General features: G+C 44.2%; 27 protein-coding genes. 17 read left to right on the top strand and 10 right to left on the bottom strand.

Going from position 1 to position 25,212, the window contains the following annotated elements; all coding sequences use genetic code 11:
• Positions 1-72: 72 nt before the first annotated feature.
• Entirely contained in the window at positions 73-1,212 is a 1,140-nt protein-coding gene (locus K1M91_RS05290) for a 5-(carboxyamino)imidazole ribonucleotide synthase (RefSeq protein ID WP_232800507.1), read from the bottom strand.
• 1 nt (position 1,213) lies between these two features.
• A complete protein-coding gene (gene purE / locus K1M91_RS05295; RefSeq protein WP_232800508.1) occupies positions 1,214-1,699 on the bottom strand; it encodes a 5-(carboxyamino)imidazole ribonucleotide mutase in 486 nt (161 codons plus the stop codon).
• A gap of 321 nt (positions 1,700-2,020) precedes the next feature.
• Between purE and K1M91_RS05300 the strand changes: the two genes are divergently transcribed.
• The 4 genes from K1M91_RS05300 to rluF all read left to right on the top strand — a co-directional run bounded on the left by K1M91_RS05300 (position 2,021) and on the right by rluF (position 4,816).
• Positions 2,021-2,479: an isoprenylcysteine carboxylmethyltransferase family protein gene (locus tag K1M91_RS05300; RefSeq protein ID WP_232800509.1), complete on the top strand. Its 459-nt coding sequence runs from the start codon at positions 2,021-2,023 to the stop codon at positions 2,477-2,479.
• A gap of 46 nt (positions 2,480-2,525) precedes the next feature.
• Complete coding sequence (locus tag K1M91_RS05305; RefSeq protein ID WP_232800586.1) at positions 2,526-2,825, top strand: BolA/IbaG family iron-sulfur metabolism protein; 300 nt, start codon at positions 2,526-2,528, stop codon at positions 2,823-2,825.
• Positions 2,826-2,836: 11 nt separating this feature from the next.
• A complete protein-coding gene (locus K1M91_RS05310) occupies positions 2,837-3,748 on the top strand; it encodes a pyridoxal-phosphate dependent enzyme (protein WP_232800510.1) in 912 nt (303 codons plus the stop codon).
• Between the two features lie 84 nt (positions 3,749-3,832).
• Positions 3,833-4,816 (top strand): 23S rRNA pseudouridine(2604) synthase RluF, encoded by a 984-nt coding sequence (gene rluF, locus K1M91_RS05315; protein WP_232800511.1) that lies wholly within the window; start codon positions 3,833-3,835, stop codon positions 4,814-4,816.
• Between the two features lie 101 nt (positions 4,817-4,917).
• Here the strand turns inward: rluF and K1M91_RS05320 are convergent, their stop codons facing one another.
• The 6 genes from K1M91_RS05320 to dinG all read right to left on the bottom strand — a co-directional run bounded on the left by K1M91_RS05320 (position 4,918) and on the right by dinG (position 10,097).
• Complete coding sequence (locus K1M91_RS05320) at positions 4,918-5,736, bottom strand: arylamine N-acetyltransferase (protein ID WP_232800512.1); 819 nt, start codon at positions 5,734-5,736, stop codon at positions 4,918-4,920.
• Between the two features lie 203 nt (positions 5,737-5,939).
• Complete coding sequence (locus tag K1M91_RS05325) at positions 5,940-6,098, bottom strand: YbaM family protein (protein WP_232800513.1); 159 nt, start codon at positions 6,096-6,098, stop codon at positions 5,940-5,942.
• Complete coding sequence (locus K1M91_RS05330; protein ID WP_232800514.1) at positions 6,095-6,682, bottom strand: DUF2057 family protein; 588 nt, start codon at positions 6,680-6,682, stop codon at positions 6,095-6,097. The genes K1M91_RS05325 and K1M91_RS05330 overlap by 4 nt, the downstream gene beginning before the upstream one ends.
• 3 nt (positions 6,683-6,685) lie before the next feature.
• Positions 6,686-7,252 (bottom strand): primosomal replication protein PriC, encoded by a 567-nt coding sequence (gene priC / locus K1M91_RS05335; RefSeq protein WP_232800515.1) that lies wholly within the window; start codon positions 7,250-7,252, stop codon positions 6,686-6,688.
• Positions 7,246-8,031: a TSUP family transporter gene (locus K1M91_RS05340; RefSeq protein WP_232800516.1), complete on the bottom strand. Its 786-nt coding sequence runs from the start codon at positions 8,029-8,031 to the stop codon at positions 7,246-7,248. Before K1M91_RS05340 ends, priC begins: the two co-directional genes overlap by 7 nt.
• Complete coding sequence (dinG, locus tag K1M91_RS05345) at positions 8,031-10,097, bottom strand: ATP-dependent DNA helicase DinG (RefSeq protein WP_232800517.1); 2,067 nt, start codon at positions 10,095-10,097, stop codon at positions 8,031-8,033. Before dinG ends, K1M91_RS05340 begins: the two co-directional genes overlap by 1 nt.
• A 565-nt stretch (positions 10,098-10,662) precedes the next feature.
• Here dinG and K1M91_RS05350 point away from each other — a divergent pair.
• Both K1M91_RS05350 and K1M91_RS05355 read left to right on the top strand, forming a co-directional pair.
• Positions 10,663-11,724, top strand: coding sequence for a porin (locus K1M91_RS05350; protein WP_232800518.1), 1,062 nt, complete (start codon positions 10,663-10,665; stop codon positions 11,722-11,724).
• 83 nt (positions 11,725-11,807) lie between these two features.
• The gene (locus tag K1M91_RS05355; RefSeq protein WP_232800519.1) at positions 11,808-12,503 is read left to right on the top strand and encodes a DUF2057 domain-containing protein; all 696 of its coding nucleotides are present in this window, start codon (positions 11,808-11,810) and stop codon (positions 12,501-12,503) included.
• Positions 12,504-12,676: 173 nt separating this feature from the next.
• Here K1M91_RS05355 and K1M91_RS05360 read toward each other — a convergent pair whose 3' ends face one another.
• A complete protein-coding gene (locus K1M91_RS05360) occupies positions 12,677-13,066 on the bottom strand; it encodes a TraR/DksA C4-type zinc finger protein (RefSeq protein ID WP_232800520.1) in 390 nt (129 codons plus the stop codon).
• Between the two features lie 304 nt (positions 13,067-13,370).
• Between K1M91_RS05360 and dusC the strand changes: the two genes are divergently transcribed.
• The 10 genes from dusC (at position 13,371) to K1M91_RS05410 (ending at position 21,351) form a co-directional block, all read left to right on the top strand.
• Positions 13,371-14,318, top strand: coding sequence for a tRNA dihydrouridine(16) synthase DusC (dusC, locus tag K1M91_RS05365; RefSeq protein WP_232800521.1), 948 nt, complete (start codon positions 13,371-13,373; stop codon positions 14,316-14,318).
• Between the two features lie 154 nt (positions 14,319-14,472).
• Positions 14,473-14,832 (top strand): YbaN family protein, encoded by a 360-nt coding sequence (locus K1M91_RS05370; RefSeq protein ID WP_232800522.1) that lies wholly within the window; start codon positions 14,473-14,475, stop codon positions 14,830-14,832.
• 90 nt (positions 14,833-14,922) lie between these two features.
• Complete coding sequence (gene apt, locus K1M91_RS05375; protein ID WP_232800523.1) at positions 14,923-15,468, top strand: adenine phosphoribosyltransferase; 546 nt, start codon at positions 14,923-14,925, stop codon at positions 15,466-15,468.
• Positions 15,469-15,476: 8 nt separating this feature from the next.
• Entirely contained in the window at positions 15,477-17,981 is a 2,505-nt protein-coding gene (gene dnaX, locus K1M91_RS05380) for a DNA polymerase III subunit gamma/tau (protein WP_232800524.1), read from the top strand.
• A gap of 63 nt (positions 17,982-18,044) precedes the next feature.
• Positions 18,045-18,374 (top strand): YbaB/EbfC family nucleoid-associated protein, encoded by a 330-nt coding sequence (locus tag K1M91_RS05385; RefSeq protein WP_232800525.1) that lies wholly within the window; start codon positions 18,045-18,047, stop codon positions 18,372-18,374.
• A gap of 336 nt (positions 18,375-18,710) precedes the next feature.
• The gene (locus K1M91_RS05390) at positions 18,711-19,106 is read left to right on the top strand and encodes an ACT domain-containing protein (protein WP_232800526.1); all 396 of its coding nucleotides are present in this window, start codon (positions 18,711-18,713) and stop codon (positions 19,104-19,106) included.
• A gap of 146 nt (positions 19,107-19,252) precedes the next feature.
• Entirely contained in the window at positions 19,253-19,762 is a 510-nt protein-coding gene (def, locus tag K1M91_RS05395; protein WP_232800527.1) for a peptide deformylase, read from the top strand.
• A 139-nt stretch (positions 19,763-19,901) separates the two neighbouring features.
• On the top strand, positions 19,902-20,324 hold the full coding sequence (locus K1M91_RS05400; RefSeq protein ID WP_232800528.1) for a VOC family protein: 423 nt from the start codon (positions 19,902-19,904) through the stop codon (positions 20,322-20,324).
• Positions 20,325-20,687: 363 nt separating this feature from the next.
• Positions 20,688-20,879 carry a hypothetical protein gene (locus K1M91_RS05405; RefSeq protein ID WP_232800529.1) on the top strand — a complete coding sequence of 64 codons (192 nt, stop codon included), beginning with the start codon at positions 20,688-20,690 and terminating at the stop codon, positions 20,877-20,879.
• Between the two features lie 91 nt (positions 20,880-20,970).
• Positions 20,971-21,351: a VOC family protein gene (locus K1M91_RS05410; RefSeq protein WP_232800530.1), complete on the top strand. Its 381-nt coding sequence runs from the start codon at positions 20,971-20,973 to the stop codon at positions 21,349-21,351.
• A 181-nt stretch (positions 21,352-21,532) separates the two neighbouring features.
• Here K1M91_RS05410 and K1M91_RS05415 read toward each other — a convergent pair whose 3' ends face one another.
• Positions 21,533-24,304, bottom strand: a complete 2,772-nt coding sequence (locus K1M91_RS05415) for an insulinase family protein (RefSeq protein ID WP_232800531.1) — start codon at positions 24,302-24,304, stop codon at positions 21,533-21,535.
• Between the two features lie 214 nt (positions 24,305-24,518).
• Here K1M91_RS05415 and sixA point away from each other — a divergent pair, with 214 nt between their 5' ends.
• Complete coding sequence (sixA, locus tag K1M91_RS05420) at positions 24,519-24,995, top strand: phosphohistidine phosphatase SixA (RefSeq protein WP_232800532.1); 477 nt, start codon at positions 24,519-24,521, stop codon at positions 24,993-24,995.
• Positions 24,996-25,212 lie beyond the last annotated feature (217 nt).

Here is a 25,212-nt window from a genome sequence, read left to right on the forward strand (position 1 = left end):
GATGAAAATTGATAAAAAAACCAGCCGAAGCTGGTTTTTTATATACACCTTGCTGTTTTAAAGCATGACGAGTTAGCTGGTAAGCTTGCCTAACACGGCTTCAATGCCTTGATGGGTGCTGATTGGTAACAGATCTTTTAGCTGCGACAGTTTATTGGTTAATGTTGCTTTATCTGTTGCGCTAACATTAATATGACCCATTTTTCGCCCTGGCTTATTTTCTTTATTATACCAATGGACGCCAACACTCGGCAGGGCGAGTACTTGGTTATTGACCTGAGCTTCACCTAATAGGTTCACCATCAGGCTAGGCTGAATAAGCTGAGTATCACCTAATGGTAAACCGCACACTGCGCGAATGTGATTTTCAAACTGACTGGAATAGCAGCCTTGTTGCGTCCAATGACCAGAGTTATGTACGCGTGGTGCTATCTCGTTAACCAACAGTTCACCATTTAAATCAAAAAATTCAACGGCTAGTACGCCTACATAATCGAGAGCTTGGGCAATGGCAGTAAACATTTGATCAGCTTGTTGCTGCAATACGTCGTTCTCACCTAGGGCGAGGGAAACACTTAGTACACCGTTTTCGTGATGATTTTCCGTTAGCGGGTAGGTTTTTATTTCACCTTGAGCATTACGCGCGCCGATCATCGATACTTCACGTTGAAAAGGAACGAATTGCTCGGCAACGATTGCTTGGCTGGCATCACTGCTGGATAAAACCGAAGCCATTTGCTGCCAGATCCCTTGGGCTTGACTGGCTTCTTTTAAACGCCATTGACCTTTGCCGTCGTACCCTTCTTTAGCGGTTTTAAATACGATGGGTAAGCCGAGCGCTTTGATTGCTTGATTAAAGCTTGCTTCATCGCTGACAAGATGATGCTTAGCATTGTTCACTTTAGCTTGGCCTAGTAAAGCTTTTTCAACTCGGCGATCGCCGCCTGCTTGAATGGCATTGGCACCGGGCTTTAATTTACCGCTTTGCTGCGCTAAAGATAAAATTGGCGCAGGAATATGTTCAAACTCAGCCGTGATCACGTCCACTTCGTTGATGGCATCAGCGTAAGACATATTCATCGGTAATTGAGTGATCGGGTGAACCACTAAGTCTTGATTCACATCATAGGCTAGGGTACGAATGTTAAGTGGCTCTGCAGCCAAACACATCATACGTGCAAGTTGGCCTGAACCTAATACTAAGACTTTCATTTTAGTCCTCAGATGGATCTGGGTTAGCTAATACTGTCTCGGTTTGGTTTTTCCTAAAGGTATCGATTTTGCTCATTAGCTCAGCATCGCTAGTCGCGAGAATTTGGGCCGCCAATAAGCCTGCGTTTGCAGCGCCAGGATCGCCAATAGCGAGGGTGCCGACAGCAACGCCTTTGGGCATTTGTGCAATTGAAAGTAATGAATCTACGCCATTAAGGGCTTTAGACTTAACGGGTACGCCCAGTACCGGCAAGCTAGTAAATGCAGCAGCCATACCAGGTAAGTGAGCAGCACCTCCTGCGCCAGCGATAATTACTTTTAGGCCGCGAGAAGCAGCAGCGCCAGCATAATCAGCCAGAAGCTGCGGAGTACGGTGTGCCGAAACGACTTTGGTTTCATAGGCTATGCCGAAATGATCTAGCATATCTGCTGCGTTTTTCATTGTAGGCCAATCTGATTTAGACCCCATGATGATGCCAACTTTCATGTTACTTCCTTCCAACCTTGTTACATCCAAAACCACCTAAAACCAACTATTTTTGAACCTGAGCCAAAGGCATCAGGTTTAATTATTGGTCAGGTGGGAAAATTGCGGCCATTAATACTACAATGGCTCATCAATAGTCAAATATAAGCCACGACTTTAGTATTGGTTAAATGGGCTAAATATCATTTAAAACAAATCATTAGCTTTGTTAAAAATATTTTTCCACTAATAGATGCCTATATCTGTAGGTTTTTGAATAAACTTTAGTCATAAAAAGAAAATTGACGATAGAATAACTTTTATTTTTACTAAGGCGCAGCCATGACCTTATCTCTTAAAGTATTACCTGTTGGCGTATTTTTGGTGGCGATGGTGATCGCTAAATTAGTATCACTTTGGTTACCTATTGCTAGCTTACCGGCACTGGTGTCTATGTTGGGGGGAGGTGTAACGTTAATCATCGGGTTGATATTTGGTCTGGCTGGGGTGCAATTATTTCGCCGCTCAGATACAACCGTTAACCCGATGCACCCAGAGCAGGCGACAAAGTTAGTCACAACGGGGGTTTACCAATACAGTCGTAACCCTATGTACTTAGGTTTATTGGCCTGTTTGCTTACTTGGGCTTTTTATTTACAAACCCTCAGCGGTTTTTTTGCCGCGCCCTTATTTGTGCTGTATATGAACCAGTTTCAGATAAAACCCGAGGAAATGGCTCTTACGCGACTATTTGGTGATGAGTTTACCCAATACTGCCAACGCGTTCGGCGCTGGCTTTAATGATAGTAAGCACGTTAAAATAGTGCTTTATTCTCTTTAAGGAAAGATAGTGATTCAAGAGCAAATTACCGCCAAATTAACCGAAGCCTTTACCCCTGTGGTACTTGAAGTGGAAAATGAAAGTCACAAGCATCGCTCCGATCACGGCGCTGAAAGTCATTTTCGCGTGGTGTTAGTGAGTGAAGCATTTACAGGCTTACGCTTAATTGCTCGCCATCGCGCCATCAATGAATTACTCGCGCAAGAGCTCGCCAATGACATTCACGCCTTAGCGCTACATACATTTACCCCACAAGAGTGGGAAGCAAAAGGCCAACAAGCCAACCGTTCACCTGCTTGTCGTTAATGACATCTGCGATGCAATTGCAGCCTAGCCCTGTTCAAACAATTCATTTTGCTGGGCACTCTATTTGGTTAAAGCGCGACGATCTGCTCCATCCTGATTTTTCAGGTAACAAGGCGCGCAAATTTGCCTACCTTTTAGCGCAAACAGACCTGGCAGGTAAAACACTGATTGGTAATGGTTCAGCGCAAGCTAATTCACTATTAAGTTTGGCGGCACTGGCCAAGTTTAAAGGAGCAAAGCTTGACTATTATGTGCAACACTTACCGCAGTTTTTACAATTATCCCCCAGTGGTAATTATGCGCATGCTCTGTCCCTTGGCGCGAATATCATTTGCTTACCGCCGCATGTAAAAGGCGCACAAGTAGAGCCGTATTTGCAGCAATGGCAGCAGCAACATCAACCTAATGCTGTGCTTATCGCTGAGGGGGGCCGGATGCAAGAAGCGGAGTGGGGCATTGCGCAATTGGCACAAGAAATCATGGCGTGGGCACACCAACAGGGCATAAAGCAACTCAATCTTGTACTGCCCTCAGGTACGGGCACCACGGCGCTATTTTTACAAAAACACTTACCGTTTAATGTGGTGACTTGTCCTTGTGTCGGCGACCGTGATTATTTGCAGCAGCAGTTTTCAGCCCTCGCGCCTCATTTAGAGCGCTACCCTGAGATTATCGTGCCCGTTAAGAAACATCACTTTGGTAAACTTTACGTTGAATTTATTTCCATATGGCAACAACTGGTAGGGCAAACTAAAGTGGAATTTGAGCTGTTATATGACCCCCTCGCCTGGCTTTATGTGGTGCCTGAGTTGATTAAACGTGAGCCGAAGGTTCCCATGCTATACCTGCATCAAGGCGGCGTATTAGGTAACATCAGCATGTTGGCGCGTTATCAGCGTAAATTTCCCGCGTTGTTTATCTAAGCTTCTTTGTATTAAACGAGTGTTTTATTTGCAGTCGTGGCTTTATCCCCCTAAAATTCGCTTTTTCTCTCTCGGAGTCAGGTGATGAGTAACCCAGCAAGTGAGCCAAAACGGCTAAATAAATACATTAGTGAAACGGGATACTGCTCGCGCCGCGAAGCCGATAAGTTAATCGAAGCCGGTAAAGTTAACGTTAACGGCAGTGTGGCTGGTGTGGGCGTTAAAGTAACCGAGCAAGATACCGTGCTGGTTAACGGCAAACCAGTCAAGCCGAAACAAAAAGCGGTTTACTTAGCTTATTACAAGCCAGAAGGCATTACTTGTACCACTGAGCGTCACGTTCATGGCAATGTGATTGATGCCATTAATCATCCGCTGCGTATTTTCCCTATTGGTCGTTTGGATAAACCATCAGAAGGGTTGATTTTTTTAACCAGTGATGGCGATATTGTAAATAAAATCTTACGCGCTGGTAATCAACATGAAAAAGAATACGTGGTCACTGTTGATAAGCCGATCACCGATGAATTTTTGCGTCGTATGGCGCAAGGGGTGCCGATCCTCGGTACTATTACCCAACGTTGTACGGTGAAAAAGAAAAGCCAATTTATTTTTCACATTACTCTAACCCAAGGTTTGAACCAGCAAATTCGTCGTATGTGTGAATATTTGGGTTACAACGTCACTAAGTTAAAACGCATTCGTATTATGAATGTGACGTTAGAAAACATCCGTAAAGGGGAATGGCGTGAGTTGACCGACAGCGAAATGCAAGATATTACCGCTATGTTAGCGGGCTCCAGCAAGACCGAAGATGCTTCGACTAAAGTGTCACAGGCTCAGCAAGAAAAAGCGGCGAAATTGGGGACAGTTAAAATTGGTCACAAGCGTCATTTCTCGACACGCGGCGTTGATTCAATTAAGCGTCAAGATGCATTGGGTAGTCAATATAGTAGCGAACAGCGCAATGCCAATAGTCAACGCAGCAATGAACAAAAGCGCGCTCAAGGATCGAGCGATAGCAAGAATCCTTACGCGGGTTTTAAAAGCAAAAACCATAAAAAGTAATCTATCTATGTGACCGCACCTGCTGTGCGGTCATCGGCCATTGCAATAACTAGCATTTGAAAAATTACCACATTACATGGCTCATAAATCGCTTAACCTGGCTATTGATTTAGACTCGGTCGCACGAATTTTTTGAATAAAAATGCAGCGGTCGCTAAGTCGATTTCTAAATCAAATACTTCTTTCATCACCGTATTCAGTTGCTCTTCGCTAGCGATGGTATGCTCTGTTACGGTGCCATTATCGGTACGCTGCCAAGTGCCATTGCGCAACGATTCGGTTTGGTTATCCGACTTTTTCGCTATTACTAAATTATTCACAAATGCAGCATCAGGCGATTTATGGGAGTAAAAATGCGCTGGCGTGCATTCCGCTTCCGAATAATGATGTAAGTTAAAGGTATAAAGAGTGAAAAAATCGCCGTCTTTGTATACTTGTAAGCCTAATTCGCCGCGCTCAACATTTACTATTCTAAATTGCTCATTACCTTGTTGTTGTACTTCAGGGGTTGATATTTTGACGGGATGGCGTGGACCAAGTGGACCAAACCCTACATCTAATAAGTAATCATCGCCATCAAGGGTCACTAAACTAATGCGATGGGTGCGGGGCACGTCAGTATCTCGGTTATAGACTACTTTAGCCAGTAGTAAACGTGCATCAAAGCCCAGTTCTGATAAAACATGTAACGCCAATTTATTATGTTCAAAACAATAGCCACCGCGGCGGCGAGTAACAATTTTATTGTGCAGATGCGTCACATCTAATGGCATTTCCTGCGCCAATACTACTGATAGGCTATTAAAGGTGTAATGAGTAAGGTGCGCGCGATTCAGACGCTGTAAAAATTCTAAATCTAAGGTAGCGGGGCGCAAGCCTAAATCATCGACGTAATCATTAGCTATATCCGAGAGTGTCATTATGTTTCCTTCATTCGAGACATTGATATAACACTAATGATAATGCGGCTCACTCGACTTGTAATCAACCTATGTTAAGAAAGACAATTAATGATAGGGAGGCCGCGTATAGCGGCTTTCGCTTAGTAAAACCCAAGCAGCAATCTATCTTTGTTCGTTAATAAACGATGAAGCCATGGATGAGAAATACTTTAGTTAAGGTTTCAGCTAGCCTTGTTGTTACTAGCTTGTTTATTTTTGCAATCCGTCAGTACGACTTCGAGCGCCGCCACAGCTGTGTTCATATCTATTTGGTTTTCTTCCAGTAACTGAATCAGATCAACGGCTAATTGAATATGTTTTGGGGCATTGGTTAAGCTCATGGTACTTCCTTTGAAATTTGATTCTCTTGCTTTAGCCATTGGATAAAATGTGTCTGTTTTTCTGTATTCGCACTTTGGTAAAGAAGCTTAAGTTGGTTCAAAATACGTTGTTGATCAGGTTGTTGTTGGCCTTTTTTGATTTCATCAAGCAGCGCGATGTTAGGGCCATTTTGCCAGCCAAAACGTGGCGTTAAAATCGTGTCAAAGGCAATCTCTGTGCCTTTAATCATGTCCACTAAACTAAATTCAGGTGTTTGGGCAAAACTGCGCGCCTCCTCTACCGTTCTCGGCTTGCTGGCCAGTATGCGCAATTGTTGCTCTGGCTTGGCAAAAAAATATAAAACAATAGGCACAGAGATAAAGGCGCTATCGGCTTCACCATCAAAGGCTTGTTGGTATTGTAAAACCAATTGTTGCCTGCCAGCAGATAGTTGCAATGGCGCTTTATTATAAAAGGTTAGCTGAGTTTTTTCGCCGTTGTGATAGAGCAATTTAAACATCGAAGGAATCTGAATTTGGCTACCAGCAAAGACGCCTGTACTGCTCAGTAAACAGATCAGGTAGGTGAAAAAACGCAATGTCATGATCTAAAAATTCCCAATAAAGGCGCTAGAGCTCTCGAATTCTCTAATCGCCAATTCAACAGCAAAGGTAGCTGTTTTACAGCGTTCGAGTCTTTCTTCTAAGGTTTTGGTAGCCTGTTGAGCACTGCGTTTTTCTGCGCCAATGAGTCTTGCTCCTTGCTGTTTACTATGTGCCAACATTTGCTCTAATCGTCGTTCGTATTCATATTGTTTTTGCAGTTTTTGGTAGAGTTTTTTTTCTTCAGGTGCGGGGTGATGACTAAACAGCTGCCCGTTACCTTTTTGCGCTTGAGCGACTAACTTTAATAATCCAGCAAACTGATCAGCTAGCGCTTCACATCGATGTGCTATCAACTGGTTTGACACTCCTTCGGTTAATGCTTGTTCAAGATCTTTGAGCCTTTGCCCGACCTGATTGCAATAGCCCGTTAAACTTTTTTCTGGCTTGGCAAACAAGCTTTTATTGAAATGAAAGTTTTCCCGCTGCTGCGCCGTTAATTGGTTATCTAAAGTTTGGCACTGCTGGGTCAGTTGTGCTAAACGGGCTGACAGTTGTGAAATATCTACCATGCTTCAATTGCCAATTTAATTGCCATTACAATCACCACACAAACAAAAATAGGGCGGATAAACTTGCCGCCAAAGCGGATCGCAGAATGCGCGCCTAAATATGCGCCTATCATTAAACACGCCCCCATGCTCAGTCCTAGCATCCAATTAATGTGGCCAAGCATGATGAATGTAATTAAAGACAAGAAATTGCTAGTAAAGTTCATTGACTTGGCTAAGCCAGACGACAATAAAATATTAACTTTATAAAGAGCCATACTCGATACGGTCCAAAAAGCCCCCGTTCCGGGGCCGGCTATACCATCGTAGAAACCTAAAATACTGCCTTGGAGCCATTGTTTCTTTGCTAGTTTGGGGTCATTTTTTGGCAGTGAGTGACTTTTCTCACTAGGGAATTGACTAAATATGGTGTAGATAGCAGTGGCCAGTATGACCAAAGGCAGAGCTTTCTCTAATAATTCAGTACTCACAAAGTTAACGGCTAAGGTGCCACTGATTGCGCCGATCCCTGTCGCTAAAAAGGATTTGCGCCAGAATGCGGGGTTAAATAACTGCTTTTTATAATAAGTCCATGCTGCGGTGGACGAGGCAAAGGTTGCAGCTAATTTGTTTGTGCCAAGGGCGACATGAGGCGGTAATCCAGCACTTAATAGGGCAGGGATGGTCAGCATACCACCACCACCGACGACCGCGTCAATAAAACCAGCAATCAGACCAACACCACATAACAGCAGCAACAAGCTTGGTTCAACGGGCAAAGCAAAACTAAGTTCAAACATTAATATTGAATATCTCTCTTAAATGGCGGCAGGGCATCAAGCAACCCTTTACCGTAGCGACGGGTAACTAAGCGACGATCTAAAATCGTTATTTTGCCCCAGTCGTTCTCTTTTCTCACTAATCGTCCACAGGACTGGATCAGTTTTTTACTGGCTTCAGGTATGGTGATTTGTAAAAAAGCATTACCGCCTTTACTTTCAATCCATTCTGCGTGCGCTTCTTCTACGGGCGAGGTGGGCACCGCAAAAGGCAGTTTAGTAATAATGAGGTTAGTTAGATAGTGCCCCGGTAAGTCTAACCCTTCCGATAGGCTGCCGGTACCAAACATAATGGCCGTTTCGCCTTTATCACAACGGCTTTTGTATTGTTCGAGCATTTGAGAGCGCGACAATTCACCTTGTAACAACAGCGGCGCTTTAACTTTGCCCTTAATTTTTTCAGCCACTAGCCGCATCTGCCAGTACGAAGCAAATAACACTAAGTTGCCCTGCTTTCCTGCTAACAGCGCCGGAATCAACTCACATAATTCTTTATCATAGGCGTCATTGCCGGGCTCGTGTTGCATGGGCGGGATTTGTAAGGTGATTTTGTCGTAATCAAAGGGAGAGCGCAGTCGCAAGTACTGGGTGCCATCTTGCTCTTTTAAGCCACTTTGATGGCGAAAAAAATCAAAGCTGTTTAAAGCGGTTAAGGTGGCTGAGCATAAAAATACACCCGCAGCGCGTGACCACAGTTGATTTTCCAGTAATCCTCCCACTTCAATGGGAGAGGCGGCGAGCATGATGTCTGCATCGGCTTGCTCTAACCGTTTGGCCCAGCAAGCGAGGGGGGCGTGTTTCCCCGTAGGCTCTTTGGCGAGCATAAACCAAAGTTGAAAAAAGTTTTCTAAACGTTGCACATTACTACCAACGTCGGCCATCAATGGCTCGGCAACCTTTGTTTTGATGTCGCCGTCTTTAAGTTGCTCGGCGATGATACTGAGTAACTTATTAAGTGCTTTTAAACACGTTTTAGTTTCATCGCGGATGGCGCAGGCATGTACCGTGAGGGGCTCGGGTAATTCGCCCATGGCAAAACGGTAGGTTGACTCATTTTGAAATAGACTGGTATTTGCATTAAAAAAACTGGCAACATGGCCAAGCTCTTGTTTAATGCTGAGCGCACTACTTACCATTTCACTGCCCGGCGCCATGGTCGATTGGCCACTGATTTGTTGCGCTACTTTTCGGTTAAGGAGCTCTAGCTTGCCAAGCCAGTTAATACTGGCATTAATGGCGATATTGGCGCTGGCGAAGTCGCGCGCGATACTAGGCAAGTGGTGCGCTTCGTCCATCACATAAAAGCAGCTATCTGGGTCGGGTAAGATGATGCCACCACCGAGTTCGGTATCTGCTAATAACAGCGCGTGGTTGACGACTAATACGTCGGCTTTTTCTAGCTCGTCACGCGCGCGGTGAAACGGGCATTGGTGGTGATGAGACAAGGCGCGGCTGCAACTGTGTTTGTCGGCTATGATTTGTTGCCAAACATTATCAGCAATTGGCATCGGCCAAGTGTCACGGTCTCCTTGCCATTTACCTTCTTGGTAGGCCTTAAATAGTCGCTTAATTAAATCAATATCAGACTTTTTGGGTTTTTCATCCCAAAGAGCCTGTTGTCCATCTTGTGGGTCGGCATGCTCGCGTAATTTGTGCTCGCAGCAATAGCGGCCACGCCCTTTGACTAAGGTGAAAGTGAATTTTAGGCTGCTATGTTGCAAAAAAAACGGTAAATCTTTGTTGATGAGCTGTTCTTGCAACGTCACTGTCGCGGTGGAAATAACCAATTTTTTGTTTTGGTTTTGCGCCACGGCTAAACCGCCGAGTAGATAGGCTAAAGACTTACCAATACCTGTGCCGGCCTCAGCCACCAAAATCCGACGTTGTGGGTCGTATTCACCGGCCAAGGTTTTTGCGATTTCGGCGACCAAGTAGTTTTGCTCTTTACGTACCTGATAGTCGGGCAAAGATTGGCTGATTGCCTGATAGGTCTCACGAATGAGCTGTTTTACTTGTGGTTTTAGCATGGCGAAATCGATAAATAAACGAGGCGTGATTGTAACAACTTATCTGGTTTTGCCCAAGGATGTTCGAATAGCAATCGTTAAAACCCTGTTGTATGGCAGCAAATTTAGCAAATAAAGCAAGGGGTTAATGTTTATGTTGTAAATAGAGTTCAACTTTACATTTACTAAGGTGTTTAATTTTTAAGCGTTTAAAATTTTTTTTAGTTCAATATATTATTGTAAATAAAAAATCATATTGTTAATCTGCTAGCCGCAGCGTGATGTGGTGAGAGAGTAACAGATAGGATGATTTAATTTCTTATTTATCAGTTAACTGGATAACGTTTAAGAAATGGAAACCGATTGCTTCGAAGCGAGTGGCATAAAGAGGTATTAAGCTTTTAAGTTGGACTTTAATATCATGCTTACCTCTATTATCAGGTGTTTATGTTGCTATTCCTGTGTTGACCAGTTTTTATTTGTTTGTAATGATGCGCCCCGCAACGGAAGCACTGCACTTAAAACGGACAATCAAATCGAGGATGTTAACTCGATGGCATTCAATAAATATACAGGCAGTGAAATAATGAAAAAAACAATTCTTGCAGCACTAGTACCCGCCCTTCTTGCAACGGGTGCAGCCAACGCAGCTGAAATCTACAAAGCAGAAGATGGCTCAGTACTTAATATGTACGGCCGTGTTGAAGCTAACTTCGTAAACAAAGATGATGTTAATGGCGATAGCGAAACTGAAGGTTCAGTATACGCGCGCTTAGGCTTTAATGGTCGTCAAGTTGTTAACGAAAACATGGCTGTTATCGGCCAAGCGCAATATCAATTAAGCCAAGAGCCAGGTTCTTCTGATACTAGCTGGAATGCTCGTTACGTGTGGGCTGGTTTAGACATGGCTGACGCCGGTCGCGTTGAAGCGGGTCGCGTTGCATCAGGTCTTATCATGTTTACGGACATTGGTGATATTTTCTACGCCGGCGGTGACGTGGTTGCGGGTGCTAATGTAAACACTGTGGATTCTGGTGCGGCATTGGTATTTCGCCAAGACGGTACTTTCCAATACCGTAATAGCTTTGGTGATTTAGATTTTTCAGCGGCTTACATTACAAATAGTTCAATTGACTACGGTTTCAACACCGCCGCGCGTTACAACATTGAGCTAGGCGATATGGGTATGTTAGTACCTGTTGCTATGTACCAATTCAATAAAGCCGATGCTCAGCCAAAAGCCGTTTCTTCAGTGAAGGAATATCAAACTTATGGTGTGGGTGCGCAATATTTCTTAGGTGATTTCTACGCAGGTGCAACTTATGTAGAAGAAAAATTTGATGCCTTTGCGGGTGGCAATGATAAAACGAAAGGGACCGATGCAGTTGTGGCTTATGACTTTGGCCAGTTTGTAGCACGCGCAGGTTACCGTTACCAAGATCTTAAAGATGCACCTTCGTCAGACAAGAAGATCCAAGATCGTTGGACCATTGAAGGCCAATACAAGCTAACGGCACAATCTTCAATTTTTGCTAACTACAGCTACAACAATGGTCATGGCCAAACAGGCAGCGCGCTGCTTAATGGGTCGGGACTAACCAAGAAAGAAGGCGGCGTGGCTTCTGTAGGTCTACGTTACGAGTGGTAATCACTGGTAACTAATATTATACGTTAAGCCAGCCTAGAGCTGGCTTTTGTGTTTTTCTACTTTGTGGGTTGGGATTAATCTTGATGAAACGATTAAATCAGGCGATGGCATTTATTGTTATAAGCTGTAGCGCATTTATAGCCTCTGCTACCGAGTTTAATGTGCCGAATATGTACGAAATTTTGGTGGTTAATGGTCAAGAATCGGGTAATGTATTTTTTAAAAATGATCGCAGTATTACCTTAGCCGATGAAGGGAAGCAGCAAGTCGTGCTGCGTTTTGCTGCGCCGCGTGGAGTGGTGAACACAGAAGATATGCGTGGCATTGCTAAATCTCAACCCATAGTGTTGACGTTTTCGACAGATGGTTTAAGTCATATTAGTGTTGAAAAGCCGCATTTATATACTGCCAAATCCGTTGATAAATACGCTAAAAATCCGGTATTTACTCTGGTTGACCAAGATGGGAAATCCGTGCCATTGGTGCAAGACGAGCTGTTCAAAGAAGGCGTGCAACTAACGCGTGATTTTGAGCAAGAAGTACAAGCTTATAATCAAAGCAAAGGAGTTGCTGCGTTGGTCATGAGTGAAACCGTTATTGGGCTTCCTAAGGCGTCAACGCTGGCAGAGTCCTCACAAGTCGAATCAACCACAACATCCACAATGTCGTCATCTGCTACGGCAACAAGCTCAGCATTTGAAATGACACAACAAACATTTTCTCAACTCACGGATACTGAGAAAAAAGCCTTTTTACAATGGGCGTTAGAGCAAATGTAATTGTGTATCGGCGTTGGCAGTAAGCGGTGGGAATGAGCATGTCCGTTGACTGTCACTCGCTGATTCATCCTTGAATTAACGGCTTGCTTAATGAATTGAGAAATAGGATTGAGCCTGTACCCGTACCCGCAGACCTTAACTGCATAAAATAAAGGGGAACAGTTGCAGCGTTGCTAAAGCGCGATGAAGCCTTTTTTGCGTTTTTCAAACTTAGTTTTACAGCTTAAGCAGCGTTGTTCGGTGGGATCGCTGCTTAATAATTCAGGCTCAATAGCCTCTTCGCAATCTGAACAAACACCATAAAGACCGAATTCAATTTGGCAAAGAGCCGCATCAATGCGCTTAATACAGCGAACTTTTTCGCTTATTTGTGGCATGTCTAACCGCACCACGGCTTCAATAAAATCACTATTACTCAGCTTCAATAATTGCGATGCTGCTAGCTGGTGGCTCGATTGTTGCGCATTGTTTAATATCGCTAAAACTTGATGTTTGTAGTCAATGAGTTGTTGTGTGAGTAAGGTTTGAAACCCCGTCACATCGGCTAATTCATGTTCTGTCATTGTTTGCTCTGGCAAATGATAATTTAGTGCTAAAGCATAGTGACCTTAGGGCTTTTTGGTGCTGATATAGGTCAAAGTTAAAATCATTTACATCAACAAATTAACTTAGATTGATTTAGATCTATACCAAAACGGATCGAAGGTGCCAAAGCGATAAGCAAGGGGTGTGTCATGGGCAGCGGCGCACCACGTAACAACGGTCAGTAGAAGTGTTGCCATCACAGCAACAAGTAAGTTTCTGCAAGTGAGTGACAAAGCTGTCATAAGCCCCTAAAATTCGCGCTCTATTAAAATGAGGCAAACTATGCGTATTGTGTTGGCCCCGATGGAAGGGGTCGTTGATCCCTTAATGCGGCAGGTATTAACGGGCATTAATCAGTATGATTTATGTGTCACCGAATTTATTCGAGTGGTTGACATGCTGCTACCAAAAAAAGTGTTTTATCGCTTGTGTCCAGAATTGCATCAAGGTGGCAAAACGGATTCGGGTACCGACGTGCGGGTACAGCTGCTTGGACAATCACCGCAATGGCTGGCTGAAAACGCCTATCGTGCGGTTGACTTAGGCTCGGCAGGCGTTGATTTAAATTGCGGTTGTCCGTCTAAAACGGTAAACGGCTCTAATGGCGGCGCGGCATTATTAAAAGAGCCCGAAGTGATTTACCAAGCGGTCAAGGGGATGCGAGGGGCGGTGCCAGACAAGCCTGTCTCAGTAAAAGTACGATTAGGCTGGGAGTGTAAATCACAGCGCTTAGAAATTGCCGATGCTGCGTATCAAGGTGGCGCCAGTGAATTAACCGTACACGGGCGCACTCGTGCTGATGGTTACCGTGCGGATCGCATTGATTGGAATGCGATCAGTGACATGAACCAAGGGATTGCTATCCCTGTTATTGCTAATGGTGAAATTTGGCAACTTGACGATGCTGAGCGTTGCTTGGCTTTAAGTGGCTGTGATGATTTAATGTTAGGGCGTGGCGCCTTGGCGATGCCAAATTTATGTAATGTGATCAAATTAAAAGCCGAACCTATGCCTTGGCGAGAGGTACTGGATTTATTAATTCGTTACTCAGGGTTAGAATGCCGCGGCGATAAGCATTTGTACTTTAGTAACCGAATTAAACAGTGGCTGAAGTATGTTGTGTGTAGCTATCCTGAAGCAGATGCATTATTTTCTGATATTCGTCCATGCCGTAAAACCGATGATATTTTGGCGATTTTAGACCGCCATCAACATCAGTGGGAGGGTTAATATAACCCTAATGCTTGATAAGAAAAGTAGTGTGCTTTGCGGCAAAAACGCTGTCACTATATTCTTGGAAACGTATTGTTTCCGTAAACATTTTCTATTTGGCTAGGCGTAAACAGAACGGAGGTTAATATAGAATGACTAAGGATATATCAAGTTGCTAAAACGGCCATTTTACTTTGTGCTAGGCAGCCTGGCTTTTGTGCTTGGGTTGATTGGTATTCCTTTGCCTGTGTTACCCACCACTCCTTTTATTTTATTAGCTGCATTTTGTTTTGCCAAAAGCTCACCGCGCTTTCATCAAGCGTTGTTAAATCATCAATGGTTTGGTCCAATGATCAAAAACTGGCAAAGGGATCGCTCAATTGCCAAAACCACTAAACGTAAAGCCTTGCTGATGATGAGTTGTGCGTTTGCTATTTCAATTTACTGGGCACCACTGTTATGGATAAAAGCAATATTAGTGGTTTGTTTTTTATGCTTGTTCTTCTGGATGCTTAGTTTAAAAGAAACTTAAGCCGCAAATTACTTGGCTATCTCTTGAAAGGGACAGGCCAAGTGAATAAGCTTACGGCTTGTTAAATTCACTCTTCAAATAGGACCCATCATGGACTCTGCCACGCTCAAGCTGCTTACTGACAGCATTAAATCTATCGAAGATTACCCAAAAGCAGGGATCACGTTTCGCGATATCACTAGCTTGATTGAAAACGCGGCAGCTTTTGCTAAAACGGTTGAGTTATTAGCTGAGCACTATAAAGACAAGGGCATTGATAAAGTAGTGGGCACCGAAGCGCGCGGTTTCATTTTTGGGGCGCCAGTGGCCGCCGCCATTGGCGCGGGTTTTGTACCCGCACGCAAGCCGGGCAAATTACCTCGAGCCACTGTGGTGCAAGTGTATGACTTAGAATACGGCACCGACATGCTGCAAATTCATAAAGATTCCATTTTACCGGGCGAAAAAGTGGTGGTGATTGATGACTTGCTAGCAACGGGCGGCACCCTAGAAGCCACAATCAAGTTGATCCACGAGCTAAAAGGCGATGTGGTGGGGGCTGGTGTGGTGATTGAACTGCCGGAGTTAAACGGCAAAGCCAAACTAGATGCTCAAAATGTAGAGCTATTTAGTCTTATCCAATTTGCAGGTGAGTAATTAATACCATGAGCTATCAGGTGCTGGCACGTAAATGGCGACCACACAACTTTAAACAAGTGGTGGGGCAACAACACGTGCTAACAGCACTGGTGAATGCACTTGATCAAAATCGTTTGCACCACGCTTATTTGTTTAGCGGTACTCGCGGTGTGGGTAAAACCAGTATTGCGCGTATTCTTGCAAAAAGTCTAAATTGTGAAAAAGGGGTGACATCAGAGCCTTGCGGCGTTTGTCATCATTGCCAAGATATAGATCAAGGTCGATTTGTTGATTTATTGGAAATTGACGCGGCGTCGCGCACCAAAGTCGAAGACACGCGCGAGCTACTCGACAATGTGCAATATAAGCCAGCACAAGGTCGTTATAAGGTTTACCTTATTGATGAAGTACATATGCTGTCGAAAAGCAGTTTTAATGCGCTGCTTAAAACCTTAGAAGAGCCGCCGGAATATGTTAAGTTTTTATTAGCGACCACAGATCCACAAAAGCTACCGATTACCATTTTGTCTCGCTGTTTGCAGTTTCATTTAAAAAGTTTAAGCAGTGAGGATATTAATCAGCAACTGGCCTACATTCTCGATCAAGAGCAACACAGCTACGAGCAAGGCGCGCTGCAGGCGTTAGCCAAAGCCGCTCATGGCAGCATGCGAGACGCCTTAAGTTTGACCGACCAGGCTATCGCCTTTGGTAATGGGGCAGTAAACTATCAGCCCGTATTGGCGATGCTTGGCACCTTAGATCATCAGCAAGTGACTCAATTATTGCACTTTGTTGCCGCAGGTGACGCGCAAAATACCCTCGACAAAGTGGCTGAATTAGTGACCCTTGGGCCAGATTTTGATTTAGTGCACAATGAAATAGCCGCCACCTTGCACCAAGTTGCTCTTGCTCACATGCTGCCATCGACGCTAAATGGTTTAGACAACAGTGAGAGTATTCAATTACTCAGTGAACAATTGTCGCCAGAGCAAGTGCAGCTTTATTACCAAATTGCATTAAAAGGCAAGCAAGACTTACCACTGGCACCAGAGCCCAGAGTCGGGCTTGAAATGACGTTAATGCGCATGCTTGCCTTTCATCCTGCAAAAGTCGCCACCAGCTTGCCATCTGCGCCAGCTAGCCCTGTCGCTAATGTTATGAGCAATGTAACTAGCTCGGCAGCTCAGCCTGCTCAAATTAGTCCTGCGACGACGAACGAGCCCGTGCTTGGAGTACCCGCTCGACCCTTGTCTGTTATAGAATCAACGCCTCAGGTTGCGGCCGAAACGGAAGTGCAAGCCGCGCAACCATCTCATGTCGTTGGTCACGACGGCGAAGCAAATAATGCTAACAAACAAGAAAAACCAAAAGCTGCGCAACCACTTAGTGATGATGCTAACCCAGCACAGCCCAAGGAAGTCATAACGGCGACGATGGCGGCGCAATCACCAGCGCAGACAACGCAACAGTCGGAATCAGCGCAACCCGCCATGCCCAGTGTCAGTAATGCCCTTGAAACCCGTAATATGCTGCGCAGTCGAAAACTGGCGTTAGAGGCAGGTAAAAAACAGCCGGTTGTGAAGAAAGTGACCACGCCAGCTAAGCCCAATGTTGAACCTCAGGCGGTGGCCGCTGCGCCTGTCTCACAATCTCATGTTTCCCAAACGCCTGTCTCGCAAACGTCTGGCTCTCAGCCAACAAGCACAAGGCCGTCAGCACAGACGCCTGCAATAACTGCTACGCAATCGTCTGCGCCAAGCAATGATATTCCAGAGGGATTTAATGAGCTACCGCCGCTCGAGGCCTATGACAACGACTATGCGCAGTATTTCCAAACCGATGAATACGACCCCAGTTTATCTGCACCGCAACAATTAAATACAAATGACGGTTTTGACGCCTCGCCAGCGAGCGCGCCTGCGTCACAGCAACCGTCGTACCAGCCAGTAACGCAGCAACAAGCGCCAGTCACACCAGTGGCAAGTAGGCCTAGTTCACAAATTGCGCCGCTCGCTGATGTGCCATGGGACACAGGCGAAGCTCAATCGGTTGAAAGCGCGCCTGTTGAAGCGCCAACGCCCGCAATATCGGCTAGAACCGAAGCCGAATATACCCGTGCCATGCCCGACATGGCGAGTAAGTTTTCACCGCAAAATAACGACTCTTGGTGTCAGCTGATTGAACAAATGGGCTTAGTGGGCATATTACGTCAACTCGCCATTAACAGTGTCTGTATTCAAACGCCAAATGCAGTGCAATTAATGTTACAGCCCAGCAGTCAGCATTTAGACAATGCCCGTAATTTAGGTCAGATCACGGCGGCGTTGCAAAGCGTATTGCCCAATGTAGAGCAGGTTGAAATTGTAATAGGCCAGCATGAAACCATGCAAACGCCGGTGGAAATTGAGCAAGCCATTTATCTTGCTCGATTGGCTCAAGCAAAAGTAGATATCCAACAAGATGAGGCCATTAACTTCTTTATTCAGCGTTTTGGCGCGTCAGTGGATGAAGAAAGTATAAAACCCTTATAATGCCCTTGAAATAAGTTGGGTTGCCCCAACATTTAAACCATTAACCTGAATGAGAGAAAGAATATGTTTGGTAAAGGTGGAATGTCTGGCTTGATGAAGCAAGCCCAGCAAATGCAAGACAAGATGCAAAAAGCACAAGAAGAAATTGCCAAAATGGAAGTGGTCGGTGAAGCCGGCGCAGGCATGGTTAAAGTAACCATGCTTGGTAATCATAATGTGCGCCGCATTGAAATTGATCCTAGCCTAATGGAAGACGACAAAGAGATGCTAGAAGATTTGATGGCTGCTGCGATCAATGATGCTGTGCGCCGCGTTGAAGAAAATAGCAAAGATAGAATGGCCGACGTGACTGGCGGTATGCAACTACCACCAGGTATGAAAATGCCGTTCTAATACTTTGGCTAACTAAGCCTTAGTAAAAAAGCCAAGTTGCCTTGTTAAAAGCAAGCTAACTTGGCTTTTTGTACCTGAAAAGCAAATGATGGTACGGTTTTTTCACTTCTTATATTAAAACAATATCAACAATATTTTGGCCAAGTGATGCTGGGAACTCGGTGCAAAACTTGCTAAACGGCCATTGAAACTCAGTTGTAATTTTATTTATTTCAATGGGTTGCTAATCTTTTACGCCATTAAACCTCAAAACTAAATCTAAAAAGCAATGTGTGCGCAATAGATCCTAGCCTAGTATCGGCTCGTCCTTCTCCCAGCAATTTTCAAGGAACTATTATGTCAGGAATTACCGAATTAGATGAATTACTTCGCTCCATGTCGCCTGAATTAAAGGAGCCGGAGTTTGTGTTTTGTACTGTTGCAGGCAATCTCTGTGACTATTTAGCGTTGAGCCCAGTTGCAACCTTTATTGAATCAGAGGGGCTTACTCTGGTACTAGAAAAGAGCTGCGCAGAGCGTGCTAATTTGCAATTTGAGGGGAGTTTTCGCCAAATAACCCTAACCGTACATTCAAGCTTAGAAGCGGTTGGTTTAACTGCTGCGGTCTCGGCAAAGTTGGCATCTAAAGGTATTAGTGCCAATGTACTGGCGGCTTACTATCACGATCATATTTTTGTTCAATCCAGTAAAGCCGAAGCGGCATTGCTAGCATTACAAGAGTTCAATATATAAAGTGCGCCATTGCATTCAGGCATTGCTATTGCAAAGAGTTGCGTCATATTACTGTCACATTTTATGGTTTGGCAGAACTAAACGAATAATCGCGACGTATTAACAGCTCTTTTGAGCACGACTGGGCATAATAAAAAGAGGTAAATATGGCCATTTTAGAGATTCTCACCGCGCCTGATCCAAGGCTTAAAATTAAGGCCGAGAAAGTGCAGGATATTGAATCTGTACAAACATTGATTGATGATATGTTGGAAACCTTATACGCGACAGACAATGGCATCGGACTCGCTGCTACTCAAGTTGGTCGTAAAGAAGCCGTTGTCATTATCGATCTGTCAGATAGTCGCAATGAACCGTTAATTCTGATCAATCCAGAAGTGGTCAGCGGAACAGATAAAGCACTAGGGCAAGAGGGGTGTTTATCGATTCCTGATTATTATGCCGATGTCGAGCGTTTTACGTCGGTTGTGGTAACCGCTTTAGACAGAGAAGGTAAGCCAATCACAATTGAAAGCGATGACTTTCTGGCTATCGCCATGCAGCATGAGATTGACCATTTATCAGGTAATTTATTTATTGACTATCTGTCTCCCCTAAAGCGTCAAGTAGCACTGAAAAAGGTTAAGAAATACATCAAAGAAAATACAAGGGCCTAGTTAAAAGGCAATTTAAAACAAGTGTTAATATATTTTCATTGTAATTTTAATCTAATAAGCATGCATTGATACGCTGTACACATTGCATTTCCATTGGCGGCCATAATCAATATGGCCGCCGTAATGATAAGAGGTTTACATGTCCAACTTGAAGTTAGTCCCAGAACTCTATTGTGCAGATATTGAAGTAACTAAAAAATTCTATACTGAAGTATTTGGCTTTGAAGTGAAATATGAAAGAATTGAAGAGCAATTTGTTTATTTCACCTTAGGCGGCGTAGATATTATGGCTGAAGGTATAGCTGGGGTGGGGCGGCGATGGCTTACTGGTGAAATGGAGAAACCATTTGGTCGAGGCGTCAATTTTCAATGGGATGTTGCTGATATTGATGATTTATATTCGAGGGTAAAGGCCAGCGCACCCGACTCTATTTATCTTGAACTAGAGACTAAAGAATACCAATGCGCAGATCTCGTTGCCATACAGAAGCAATTTATTGTGCAAGATCCTGACGGGTATTTGTTTCGATTTTGTTGCGATAATTCAGGCGCAACAAAATAAAAATCGGTGTCATACATGAATTAATGAATGAGCCTTTAGTCAGGAGTATGAATAATCAGGGCGAGCGCATGAGTGTACAAAATACAATCAACCAAGCGAACAAAGTGGAATTTTCTTATACGAAACGCCGTGAAATCATCCCTCAGAAGCTGTTGATGGCTTAACTGCCGCATCCTTGCGGCAGATATTCGTCTAAGAAAACACCACTAAACGCTCGAAAAATATTCATGCGTTTGCCCTGTATGAACAATCCGGTGAAAATCAATTTTTTGAAGTAGCAAAAAATGGTTTAGCGCTGTATTTAGCACTTAATAATGAATTTTTCAACTATGGTCGTTTTCAATCTTTTTAAGGAGTGAAGAAATGAATCGTAAAAAAGCAATGCAGGCAAACATTGCCATTTCAATATTATTTGCCGTGGTAATGTTAGTCAGTTCATATGTAATTGCAGATAAAGATTTAACGCAAAACATTGTCATTATACTTATTGCAATTTGGTTCGTCCCATTTCTGTATTTAAGTAAAATAAGTAATCGTAAAGAAAAACCACAGTAGTTAAGACGTATTTTGAGTTCCGTCCAGTTACCGAATCTCGAGTGTCTTCAGGGAGGTATAGTTTTTACGTTTCAATCAATAAGGATTAAGTATGTTCAGTCATGTAATGGTTGGTGCAAATGATATTGCTGCATCAAAGGCGTTTTATGATGCTGTTATGGCAGTTTTAGGCCATCCAGAAGGTGTGTTTGACGAGAAGGGGCGTTGTTTTTATGTGACGCCCGCAGGCGTTTTTGCGATTACGTCGCCAATTAATGGCGAGGTGGCAACGTCGGGTAACGGGATGACGATTGGTTTTAAAGCAAGTAGTCCAGAATTGGTAGATGCATGGCATAAAGCGGGCGCAGCTAGCGGTGGTACGCCCTGTGAAGAGCCACCTGGTGTGAGAGGAAATGGACAGCGTAAGTTGTATTTGGCTTATTTACGCGATCCGTCAGGTAACAAGGTTTGTGCTACCCATTTCGTCTCTTAGTGTGATCGCTGCGCATGATGTAATGGCTTGTATTTATTGATATTACCGCGATGAAATAAGCCGAACATTGCTCGGCTTATTGTATTACGCCAAAACAGGCAAGGTTGTCAATTAACTCCAGCGCTGCTTTAGCCCGCTATCAATGGACAGAGTATTTTTCCGGCAAATTTCGCTTTCGGGGTTAATTAATAAATTTCGGTGCCATCAGTTTAAATTCGCCCGGATCCCAAATAAAGTTACCTTGGGTGAGTTTATCGCTGCCGTCGTGCGCTGAGCCGTAACTGCACATGATCACTCTATCGGAAATTCGTGATTTTAATTGTGTGATAAAACGGATCAAATCTGCACGCGTCATTATTTCTAAGGCACTGGCCACTTGTTCACGTTGGTCAAAACGCCAGTCTTTATTACCTATGCTAGCCCAGTAACGTTGGCTACGGCTTTTTAGGTTAGCGTCTTTTTCGGTTATTTGGCTGATTAATCCCTGTTTGCTTATTTCCCATTGCGCTTGGGTGAGCTCCATTAACACTAAAGCAAAGGTGTCAATAAACTCGTCAATACAGCGTAACAAATGTTGTGGCCCGGCGACTGGGCTTTGAATGTAAAAAATTATCCCCGGATGACGATTGAGCGGCAAGTTGCCACTGCCCACGACATAGCCAAGTTGCTTACGCGTGCGTAATTCATGAAAGAAGGTGGTAGACATTATATGGTTAGCTAAGGTGTAGCGGGCCACGTGCATCGGTGTGGTGTGCATTGATTGGTAATACACTATCATGGCGGAATCATTATGATCGCAATTTACCTCGCGCACTAAACTGCCTTTGCGGGATATATCGACTAATCTGCGCTTAGTTTCAGCCCCCGGCGTGCTGTTTGGTGCCAGCTCTTTTAATAAAAAGTCGGCTAAGGTCTCAATTTCTTGTTGTTGCCAATCGCCGTGAGCAAGCACTTCAATATGTACTTGTTTGTATAGTTGCTCAACAAATCCGGGCATTTCGTCTACCGTGACGTCACTGATTGCCTTGGCCATTAAGCTGGCGGGTGGGTTGGCAGGCTGCAGCAGTGAAGTGAGCTGACTAAACAGCTGTGAAATAGGTTTGCCTTGCTTTTGGTTTTTCCAGCTGCGGATGAGTTGGCTTTTAATGTGCTCAAATCGGTCGGAGTCAACTTTGCCGAATTTACGAGTACTGAGCACCAGTTGCACTAACAAATATTGCTTTGCGGTTAGGCCACTAAAGTGCAGGGTAAAGCCACCTTGATGAGAGTAAATACGATAGCCTAATCCTGCTATTTCAGCGGGATAGGTGATTTCGGTGAGTAAGTCTAAAAATAGCTCTACCGCCAATCGTGTCATGGCAATATGACGAATACTTTTTACCGCGTGCTCTGAATCAACTGCAATGTAGAGGCTGCCTTTAGGGACATTGAAGGTATTATCCTTTTTATACCACACCCGAAACCCAGCCTGATCCCTGAGGATGATTGGCTTTTCCGTGGAAGGGCCTGTTTGCGTGCCGTTTAACCCTAAGACGATAAAGGGGTTGGGCGGGGGTAATTTGAGTAATGGGTTGATACCGATTTGTTGCCAGTGGGCAATTCGCTCAGGCTCAATTTTTTTCACCGCGTAAGGGGTAAAGTACCAAGCGGCTTCTTTATCGGTGGCCAACCCTGCTGCGCTGACTAATATGCGCATGTTGTTCGGGCAAAAGTAGTCAAGTAACTGGCGCAGTTCCGCTTCATCAAATCCGGCCATAATATAGTCGCCGTAGATCACATGCTCTGGCTGGTAGTGATGTAAATTGATGCTTAAATGAGACACCACGTCGATTGGGCGGCTGGTTTCTTGGAACTGATAGGCTTGCTCCACAATGGCTTGCTTTTCACGGTAACGCCAACTGTCGAGGCCTTGTTGTTTTATTTGCGCAATGTAGGCAAATAGTTGATTCACTATCTCATCGCGCTCTTCCAGCCCTTTATCTGTTAAGCCAAATGAAATGTTAAAATCTTTAAAATTGGAGCCGCTGACTCCGCCACCAGCGCTTAAACTGTTGATTAGACCTTGTTGTTTTAGCACTGAAAACAGGCTGTCTGGATACTCATTACCTAAAATATGGCTGAGATAGGTCAAGGGCTTGGTTTTGTAATAATGATCGATGCAAGGTAGTGCAAAAGCAACAAACAGTTTCTTGTGGTCTTTCACTGGCTGTACATGGATCTCAAGCCCTAGCTCTGCTTTGGTATAGAGCGGCGTTTCAATTGTCCATTTCGGCAGTTTTTTATCGATGATGTCGCCAAAGTAGTGACGTGCCCATGGTGCGAGCTCATCTAATTGATGATTAGACGAAATCACTAACGTCATCCGCGACGCACAGTACTGCTGTTGATAAAAAGCGAGTAAGTCATCTCGCGCTAAGCTCTGCTCTGTGTCTGCTAAGGTTTGGCTATTACCGACCGAAAACTTGGCAAAAGGGTGGGCGGGGTTAACGGTTTCTTTATGCACTTGGTATTGTCGACGCACGTCATCATTAAGTTTAAGTTGATACTCTGATTCAATTGCTTGACGCTCTTTGTCTACTAACTCTGAGGTGAAAAGTGGCGCGATAAAAAACTGGCTAAAACGATCTAAGGCTGCTTCAAGGTATTGGGGGTCTATATCAAAAAAGAAATTGGTAAACTCTGTGCCTGTCCAAGCATTATTACTGCCACCATGCTGATTAATAAAGCGTTGATATTCGCCGCTCTGAGGGTATTTTTCAGTACCTAAGAACAACATATGCTCAAGAAAATGTGCCATGCCTTGGCGCTTGATGGGGTCGTGAAAATGGCCGACATTCACTGCCATTGAGGCTGCTGCGGAGTTTGCTTTGGGATCGTGAATTAATAACACCTTAAGCTGATTCGTTAAGGTTAAGAATTGATAGTCTTTTTTGTCATTAGGACTTTTAAGCAAGGTAGTGGCTCCGATGTATTAAAAGAAAAAGGCCCATTACCACAATGACCTAAAAAGAGTATAAAACCAAGGCGTTCTCATTTGTATTTATTATTATGGCGCAAAAATTCTCTCGCAAACAAATCTCATTAATTTGATGCAAGTGCTTTTACCAAAAGTGATAGCAACGTAAACTAGACAACTTACTTATATAGCTCTTTCAGGTGATGTTTTAATGCTTGTTTATATTATGCGCCATGGCCAAGCAGAAATGCTGGCAAAAACCGATGCAATGCGTCCACTTACGCAACAGGGACATGATGAGTCGGTAAAAATGGCGCGTTGGCTGGCGCCTCAGGTAAGTAAGTTAGATTATATCCTATGCAGTCCATATTTACGGGCTCAGCAGACGCTTAGTGCGATTCAACCTCACCTACCTCAGGCCTCGTCGCTCGAAGAGTTAGCTTTCTTAACTCCTTCCGGCAATACTACCGCTGTGGCTAATCATTTATTTCAGTTAGCAGAGCAAGGCATGAAGCAAGTACTTATTGTTTCTCATCTGCCTTTAGTGGGTTATTTAGTGGGGGAACTTTGCCCTGATGAAGGCTCGCCTATTTTTGCCACCAGCGGCATCGCTTGCATTGAACTAGACGATGATCTACAAGGTCAATTACACTTCTTACATGCCCCCCATAGCTTATTTCAATTTTGATATATCCCCTTTCTACTTGAAGCTACAGCGATGTGGGCTAAGCTCGTTCACCCCAATCACATAGTTTATCTATGCGCATGAGGTTCACTCACTTGCCGCCTACCTGCGACTCCAAGTAGTTTGGGTATAGATCTTGTCACCAAGATGACAATTGTTTGATATAAAACTGTCACACAGTCTCTTTATGCTGCTCGGGTTTCTTAAAACATAAGAGCTG

This window comes from Motilimonas sp. E26 (assembly GCF_021278025.1).
Taxonomy (GTDB): Bacteria; Pseudomonadota; Gammaproteobacteria; order Enterobacterales; family CBDFNC01; genus Motilimonas.

Coding starts and splice junctions, on each gene's coding strand:
- K1M91_RS05360 (WP_232800520.1), bottom strand. CDS start 13,066: ATGACAGAACATGAATTAGCCGATGTGACGGGGTTTCAAACCTTACTC.
- K1M91_RS05350 (WP_232800518.1), top strand. CDS start 10,663: ATGAAAAAAACAATTCTTGCAGCACTAGTACCCGCCCTTCTTGCAACG.
- K1M91_RS05385 (WP_232800525.1), top strand. CDS start 18,045: ATGTTTGGTAAAGGTGGAATGTCTGGCTTGATGAAGCAAGCCCAGCAA.
- def (WP_232800527.1), top strand. CDS start 19,253: ATGGCCATTTTAGAGATTCTCACCGCGCCTGATCCAAGGCTTAAAATT.
- apt (WP_232800523.1), top strand. CDS start 14,923: ATGGACTCTGCCACGCTCAAGCTGCTTACTGACAGCATTAAATCTATC.
- K1M91_RS05400 (WP_232800528.1), top strand. CDS start 19,902: ATGTCCAACTTGAAGTTAGTCCCAGAACTCTATTGTGCAGATATTGAA.
- K1M91_RS05325 (WP_232800513.1), bottom strand. CDS start 6,098: ATGAGCTTAACCAATGCCCCAAAACATATTCAATTAGCCGTTGATCTG.
- dinG (WP_232800517.1), bottom strand. CDS start 10,097: ATGCTAAAACCACAAGTAAAACAGCTCATTCGTGAGACCTATCAGGCA.
- K1M91_RS05390 (WP_232800526.1), top strand. CDS start 18,711: ATGTCAGGAATTACCGAATTAGATGAATTACTTCGCTCCATGTCGCCT.
- priC (WP_232800515.1), bottom strand. CDS start 7,252: ATGGTAGATATTTCACAACTGTCAGCCCGTTTAGCACAACTGACCCAG.
- purE (WP_232800508.1), bottom strand. CDS start 1,699: ATGAAAGTTGGCATCATCATGGGGTCTAAATCAGATTGGCCTACAATG.
- dnaX (WP_232800524.1), top strand. CDS start 15,477: ATGAGCTATCAGGTGCTGGCACGTAAATGGCGACCACACAACTTTAAA.
- sixA (WP_232800532.1), top strand. CDS start 24,519: ATGCTTGTTTATATTATGCGCCATGGCCAAGCAGAAATGCTGGCAAAA.
- K1M91_RS05340 (WP_232800516.1), bottom strand. CDS start 8,031: ATGTTTGAACTTAGTTTTGCTTTGCCCGTTGAACCAAGCTTGTTGCTG.
- K1M91_RS05405 (WP_232800529.1), top strand. CDS start 20,688: ATGAATCGTAAAAAAGCAATGCAGGCAAACATTGCCATTTCAATATTA.
- K1M91_RS05310 (WP_232800510.1), top strand. CDS start 2,837: ATGCAATTGCAGCCTAGCCCTGTTCAAACAATTCATTTTGCTGGGCAC.
- K1M91_RS05355 (WP_232800519.1), top strand. CDS start 11,808: ATGAAACGATTAAATCAGGCGATGGCATTTATTGTTATAAGCTGTAGC.
- K1M91_RS05290 (WP_232800507.1), bottom strand. CDS start 1,212: ATGAAAGTCTTAGTATTAGGTTCAGGCCAACTTGCACGTATGATGTGT.
- K1M91_RS05320 (WP_232800512.1), bottom strand. CDS start 5,736: ATGACACTCTCGGATATAGCTAATGATTACGTCGATGATTTAGGCTTG.
- K1M91_RS05300 (WP_232800509.1), top strand. CDS start 2,021: ATGACCTTATCTCTTAAAGTATTACCTGTTGGCGTATTTTTGGTGGCG.
- K1M91_RS05410 (WP_232800530.1), top strand. CDS start 20,971: ATGTTCAGTCATGTAATGGTTGGTGCAAATGATATTGCTGCATCAAAG.
- dusC (WP_232800521.1), top strand. CDS start 13,371: ATGCGTATTGTGTTGGCCCCGATGGAAGGGGTCGTTGATCCCTTAATG.
- K1M91_RS05330 (WP_232800514.1), bottom strand. CDS start 6,682: ATGACATTGCGTTTTTTCACCTACCTGATCTGTTTACTGAGCAGTACA.
- rluF (WP_232800511.1), top strand. CDS start 3,833: ATGAGTAACCCAGCAAGTGAGCCAAAACGGCTAAATAAATACATTAGT.